Genomic DNA, 5,384 nt, shown 5'->3' on the forward strand with positions numbered 1-5,384 from the left:
TCGTCCAGCCACCCACGTGCGAGGGACCGGGCCGGGGTGCAGCCGCCGCTGACAGCACCCCGGCCCGGGGGTCTCGTCACCTGCGGGCGACCGAGAAGGCATCGGCTGAGATCCGGCAGTGGTCAGCGACGCCGAGGAGGCCGGGAACGCTGCGGCGTGGCAGGTCACGCATGAGCAGTCACTCCCCTCGCGCACTGACAACGCTGTCCGTCACCGAATCATCGCGGAGCGAACACGGGCGAGGTCAAGACCCGTGCCACCACTTGTCTCGTTTTGGACATCGACTGGGAAATGTGGACCGCTCGAACGGTCGCGGAACGGTTGACAAGCACGTAAAGCCGGGGTGAGATACGGCCACTATGACAACGTTGTCCCCCAGCGGCCCCATCGCCGGTCAGCGCAAGGTCCGCCGTGCGACGATGAACGACGTCGCGCGGCTGGCGGGCGTGAGCATCAAGACCGTCTCGCGCGTGGTCAACGACGAGCCGGGTGTGCACCCGTCCACCGCCGAGCGCGTGCTGGCGGCCATCGACCAGCTCGGGTTCCGGCGGAACCTGAGTGCCCGCAACCTGCGCCGGGGGTCGTCCACCGGCACGATCGGGCTGGTGCTGGAGGACGTCGGCAACCCGTTCTACTCCGGCGTGACCCGTGCTGTCGAGGAAATCGCCCGTCTGCGCGGCAGACAGGTGATCTCGGGGTCCTCCGACGAGGATCCGGGGCGCGAGCGGGAGCTGGCGCTGGAGTTCTGCAGCAGGCGGGTGGACGGGTTGTTGATCGTGCCCGCCGGCCTCCAGCACAGCTACCTGGTGCCGGAGATGCGCGCCGGGACGCCCGTGGTGTTCCTGGACCGGCCGGCGGGTGACGTCGTCGCCGACACGGTGCTGGTGGACAACATCGGCGGCACCGTCGAGGCCGTCACGCACCTCGCCTCGCACGGGCACCGCCGCATCGCGTTCCTCGGGGACGCGCCGGACATCTTCACCGCCAACGAGCGCCTGCGCGGCTACCGCGAGGGCTGCGTGCGCGCGGGCATCGGCTACCACGAGGAGCTCGTGGCGATGGGTCCGCACGACGAGAGCAGCGTGGGCGCCACGTTGCACCGGCTGCAGACCATGCGCGAGCCCGCCACGGCGATCGTGGCCGGCAACAACCGCATCACCGTGTACATCCTGCGTTCGCTCGCCGGAACCGCGGAACGGCCCGCCCTGGTGGGCTTCGACGACTTCGAGCTCGCCGACCTGCTGTCGCCGCCGGTGACCGTGATCGCGCACGACGCGAGCGCGCTCGGCAAGGCGGCCACCGATTTGTTGTTCGCCCGACTGGACGGCGACAACTCACCACCGCGCCGCGTCGTGCTGCCGGTGCGCTTGGTGCCACGAGGATCCGGGGAGGTCCACGCGTGAGTTCTGGTGTGCTCCACCAGCCTGTCAACCTGCCTGCCAACCAGCCGAAGCAGTTCTACCGCGGCGGTGAGGCGATCGCCGCGCTGCGCGGCGGTGCGAGCGGCGACTTCGGCCCCGAGGACTGGGTGGCGTCGACGACGACCCTCTTCGGGCGCAGCGACGCCGGGTTGACAACGTTGCCGAACGGCGTGCTGCTGCGCGACGCCGTCGAAGCGGACCCGACGGGGTGGCTCGGCCACGACCACGTCGCGAAGTTCGGCGCGGACACCGCCCTGCTCGTGAAGCTGCTCGACGCGGGCCAGCGCCTGCCGGTGCACTGCCACCCGTCGAACGCCTTCGCGTCCTCGCACCTGAACTGCCGCCACGGCAAGACGGAGGCGTGGATCGTCGTCGGCACGACCGGCCAGGACCCGACCGTCTACATCGGATTCCGCGACGACGTGCCCGCCGCGACCGTCGCCGAGTGGGTCGCCACGCAGGACACGAAGGCGATGCTCGACTCGCTGAACCCGGTCTGCGTCCGGCCCGGCGACACGGTGTTCGTGCCCGCCGGCGTGCCGCACGCGATCGGCGAGGGCGTCTTCATCGTCGAGCTCCAGCAGCCGACGGACTTCTCGGTCACGCTGGAGTGGCAGGGCTTCCTCGCCAACGCCGACATCGGCCACCTCGGTCTCGGCTACGACGTCGCGCTGGACTGCGTCGACCGCTCCGGCTGGAGCGGCGAGCTCGACAAGCTCGTGCGTCAGACGTCGGAGAAGTGGGCGCCCTCGGTAGACCTGCTCGGCGAGGACGCGAACCCGTTCTTCCAGGCCGACCGCCTGCACGTGGAAGGCTCCTTCGCGTTGGAGCCGTCGTTCGCCGTGGTGGTCGTGCTGGAGGGCTCCGGCCAGCTCGGTGGGCTGGAGGTGCGCAAGGGCAGCACCGTCGTCGTGCCGCACGCGGCGGGCGAGCTGGGGCTGACCGGTGACCTGGTGGCGATCCGCTGCCGTCCGCCCGTTCTGTCCACTGTGGAGGACATATCGCGATGAACCAGCCGTTGCTGGAAGCGCGTGATCTCAAGAAGAGCTACGGCACCGTGGAGGCTCTCCGCGGTGCCTCGTTCACCGCCTACCCCGGTGAGGTCGTGTCGCTGATCGGCGACAACGGCGCGGGCAAGTCCACCCTGGTGAAGTGCCTGTCCGGGGTGGAGCAGCCCACCGGCGGCGAGCTGCTGTTCGAAGGCGAGCCGCTGCACCTCGACTCCCCCAACGACGCCCGCGACCGCGGCATCGAGACGGTGTTCCAGGACCTGGCGGTCGCGCCGGACCTCGACCCGGCCGCGAACATGTTCCTGGGCAGGGAGGTCCTCAAGCCCGGCGTCCTGGGCTTCTTCGGCGTCCTCGACAAGAAGGCGATGCGCCGGCAGGCGTCCGAGCACTTCACCAGGTTCGGCGCGACGCTGCAGAGCATCGACGTGCCGATCGCGGCCCTGTCGGGCGGTCAGCGCCAGTCCGTCGCCGTCGCGCGGTCCGTGGCGTGGGCGTCGAAGCTCGTGTTCATGGACGAGCCGACCGCCGCACTCGGCGTGGTGCAACGGGAACGCGTGCTCGACGTGATCAAGCGGGTCCGCGACGAGGGCGTCGCGGTCGTGCTGATCTCGCACAACATGCCCGAGGTGCTGTCGGTCTCCGACCGCGTCGAGGTGCTGCGCCTCGGCCGCCGGGTGGCCCGCTTCCAGGCCGCGGACACCACCGTCGAAGAGCTCGTCGGCGCGATGACCGGCGCGCTGTCACAGGAGGACGCGGCATGACGACGGACGAGAAGACAACGTTGTCATCTCTGCCGGACGAGCAGCGCACCCCGTTGCTCAAGCGGCTGACCGGCGCGAACACGCTGTGGATCGGCCTGGTGCTGCTGGTGCTGGTCGCCGTGTTCGGCGCGATCCGCCCGGACGCGATCTTCCAGGTGACCACGCTGCAGTTCCTGCTCGCGGAGACCGCCGTGCTGCTGGTGCTGTCGGTCGGCATGACGTTCGTGATCATCACGTCCGGCATCGACCTGTCGGTGGGCTCGGTGCTGGTGTTCGCGTCCGTCAGCTCGGCGCTCGCGATGAACGCGGTGTCCGGCGGCGACGCGACGAACGCCGGCTGGGGCGTGATCGCGTTCGGCCTGCTGGTCGCCGTCGTCAGCGGTGCCGTGTGGGGCCTGCTCAACGGCCTGCTGATCTCGCGGGCGAAGATCCCGCCGCTGATCGTCACGCTGGGCTCGTTCGGCGCGGCGCAGGGCGCGGCCCTGTTGCTCAACAACGGTTCCAACGTCTCCGGCATCCCGGACAGGCTCAACCGCACCTTCGGTTCGGGCACGTACTTCGGCATCCCGAACATCGTGATCGTCGCCGCGGTCGTCACCGCCCTGGGCGCACTCCTGCTGTCCACCACGCGCTTCGGCCGCTACACCTACGCCGTCGGCTCGAACGAGGAGGCGGCGCGCCGGGTCGGCATCTCGGTGCGCGGCCACCTCACGAAGGTGTACCTGCTCGCGGGAACCCTCGCGGGCCTGGCGGGCTTCATGGGCAACGCGTTCTTCCGCGTCGCGGTCGTCACGGGCCACGAGACGGACAACCTGAACGCGATCGCCGCCGTCGTCCTGGGTGGCACGAGCATCTTCGGCGGCACCGGCTCGGTGCTGGGCACGGTGTTCGGCGTGTTCATCCCGGCGGTGCTGGAGAAGGGCCTCGTGATCATCGGGGTCAGGGAGTTCTGGCAGCCGATCGCCGTGGCGATCGTGCTGGTGGCCGCCGTGTGGCTGGACCAGACGCGGCGCCGGGCGCGCAACCAACGCTAAGGGAAAGGGTGCTGGACCAATGAAGATCCGCTCCGCAGTGGCCGTCTCGGCCGCGTTCCTCCTCGCCGCGTGTGGCGGCGGTGGCCAGATCGGCGACTCGAACTCGGGCACCACCGCCGCGAACAAGAAGCTGGTGCTGATCCCGGGCATCACCGCGGAACCGTTCTACATCTCGATGCAGTGCGGCTTCACCGAAGCCGCGAAGGCCGCGGGCTACGAGGTGGACACCCAGGCCCCCGCGAAGTTCGACGCGGCCCAGCAAACCCCCATCGTCACGGGCATCCTGGCCTCGAAGCCGGCGGCGGTCCTGATCGCCCCGACCGACGATAAGGCCATGGCGGGCCCGATGAAGCAGCTCAAGGACGCGGGCATCAAGGTAGTCGAGGTCGACACCAAGCTCCAGGACACCTCGATCGCCCTGTCGTCCATCTCCTCCAACAACGAACAGGGCGGCAAACTGGCAGCCGAGACCCTGAACAAACTGGCAGCGGGCAAGTCGGGATCGGTCCTGGTCCTGAACACCAAGGCCGGCACCTCCACCACCGACGCACGGGCAAAGGGCTTCGAGGAAGCCGTCAAGGCCTTCCCGAACCTGAAGTACATCGGCCAGCAGTACACCGACAACGAGCCCGCCACAGCGGCCTCGAAGGTGACCGCGACCCTGGCAGCGAACCCCGACCTGATCGGGGTCTTCGCCACGAACCTGAACACAGGCGAAGGCGCCGCGACGGGCCTGAGGAACGCAGGCAAGACCGGCACGGTGAACCTGGTCGGCTTCGACGCCTCCCCGAAGCAGGTGGAGGACCTCAAGGCAGGCACCGTGCAAGCGCTGATCGCCCAGGACCCCGGCACCATCGGCAAGCAGGGCGTGGAACAGGCGATCGCCGCGATCGAGGCCAAGGAAACCAAGCGCAACATCGAAACGGACCTGGTGGCGATCACCAAGGACGACGCAGAAGCGAACTCGAAGTACTTCTACAAGCAGTCCTGCTAAGCCCAGCCGAAGGCGAAGGCGAGCACGCTGTTGGCTTTGGCTTTGGCTTTTGCCTTGGCTTTTGAGCGAAGCTCTCCGCGGTGGGGTTCCCGTCACGAGTCGCGCCACAGCTCTTGCTGCACGCGAGGAGGGGTGTCAACCCGGCACGCTTTTCGCCGGGTTGA

5 protein-coding genes are annotated in these 5,384 nt (G+C 69.1%); all 5 read left to right on the forward strand.

Annotated elements, in window-relative coordinates; genetic code table 11:
* The first annotated feature begins 419 nt into the window (after positions 1 to 419).
* The 5 genes from VF330_RS27805 to VF330_RS27825 are packed head-to-tail and all read left to right on the forward strand — an operon-like array spanning position 420 to position 5,220.
* Positions 420 to 1,403 carry a LacI family DNA-binding transcriptional regulator gene (locus tag VF330_RS27805; protein ID WP_330854641.1) on the forward strand — a complete coding sequence of 328 codons (984 nt, stop codon included), beginning with the start codon at positions 420 to 422 and terminating at the stop codon, positions 1,401 to 1,403.
* A complete protein-coding gene (locus VF330_RS27810) occupies positions 1,400 to 2,431 on the forward strand; it encodes a mannose-6-phosphate isomerase (RefSeq protein ID WP_330854637.1) in 1,032 nt (343 codons plus the stop codon). Before VF330_RS27805 ends, VF330_RS27810 begins: the two co-directional genes overlap by 4 nt.
* Positions 2,428 to 3,192, forward strand: a complete 765-nt coding sequence (locus VF330_RS27815) for an ATP-binding cassette domain-containing protein (protein ID WP_330854638.1) — start codon at positions 2,428 to 2,430, stop codon at positions 3,190 to 3,192. The genes VF330_RS27810 and VF330_RS27815 overlap by 4 nt, the downstream gene beginning before the upstream one ends.
* Positions 3,189 to 4,226: an ABC transporter permease gene (locus tag VF330_RS27820; protein ID WP_330854639.1), complete on the forward strand. Its 1,038-nt coding sequence runs from the start codon at positions 3,189 to 3,191 to the stop codon at positions 4,224 to 4,226. The genes VF330_RS27815 and VF330_RS27820 overlap by 4 nt, the downstream gene beginning before the upstream one ends.
* Positions 4,227 to 4,245: 19 nt before the next feature.
* Positions 4,246 to 5,220: an ABC transporter substrate-binding protein gene (locus tag VF330_RS27825; RefSeq protein ID WP_330854640.1), complete on the forward strand. Its 975-nt coding sequence runs from the start codon at positions 4,246 to 4,248 to the stop codon at positions 5,218 to 5,220.
* Positions 5,221 to 5,384 lie beyond the last annotated feature (164 nt).

This window comes from Lentzea sp. (assembly GCF_036380075.1).
GTDB lineage: Bacteria > Actinomycetota > Actinomycetes > Mycobacteriales > Pseudonocardiaceae > Lentzea.

Excerpts from the sequence above, each read along its gene's own strand:
- VF330_RS27805 (WP_330854641.1), top strand. The coding sequence starts at position 420 with ATGAACGACGTCGCGCGGCTGGCGGGCGTGAGCATCAAGACCGTCTCG.
- VF330_RS27815 (WP_330854638.1), top strand. The coding sequence starts at position 2,428 with ATGAACCAGCCGTTGCTGGAAGCGCGTGATCTCAAGAAGAGCTACGGC.
- VF330_RS27820 (WP_330854639.1), top strand. The coding sequence starts at position 3,189 with ATGACGACGGACGAGAAGACAACGTTGTCATCTCTGCCGGACGAGCAG.
- VF330_RS27825 (WP_330854640.1), top strand. The coding sequence starts at position 4,246 with ATGAAGATCCGCTCCGCAGTGGCCGTCTCGGCCGCGTTCCTCCTCGCC.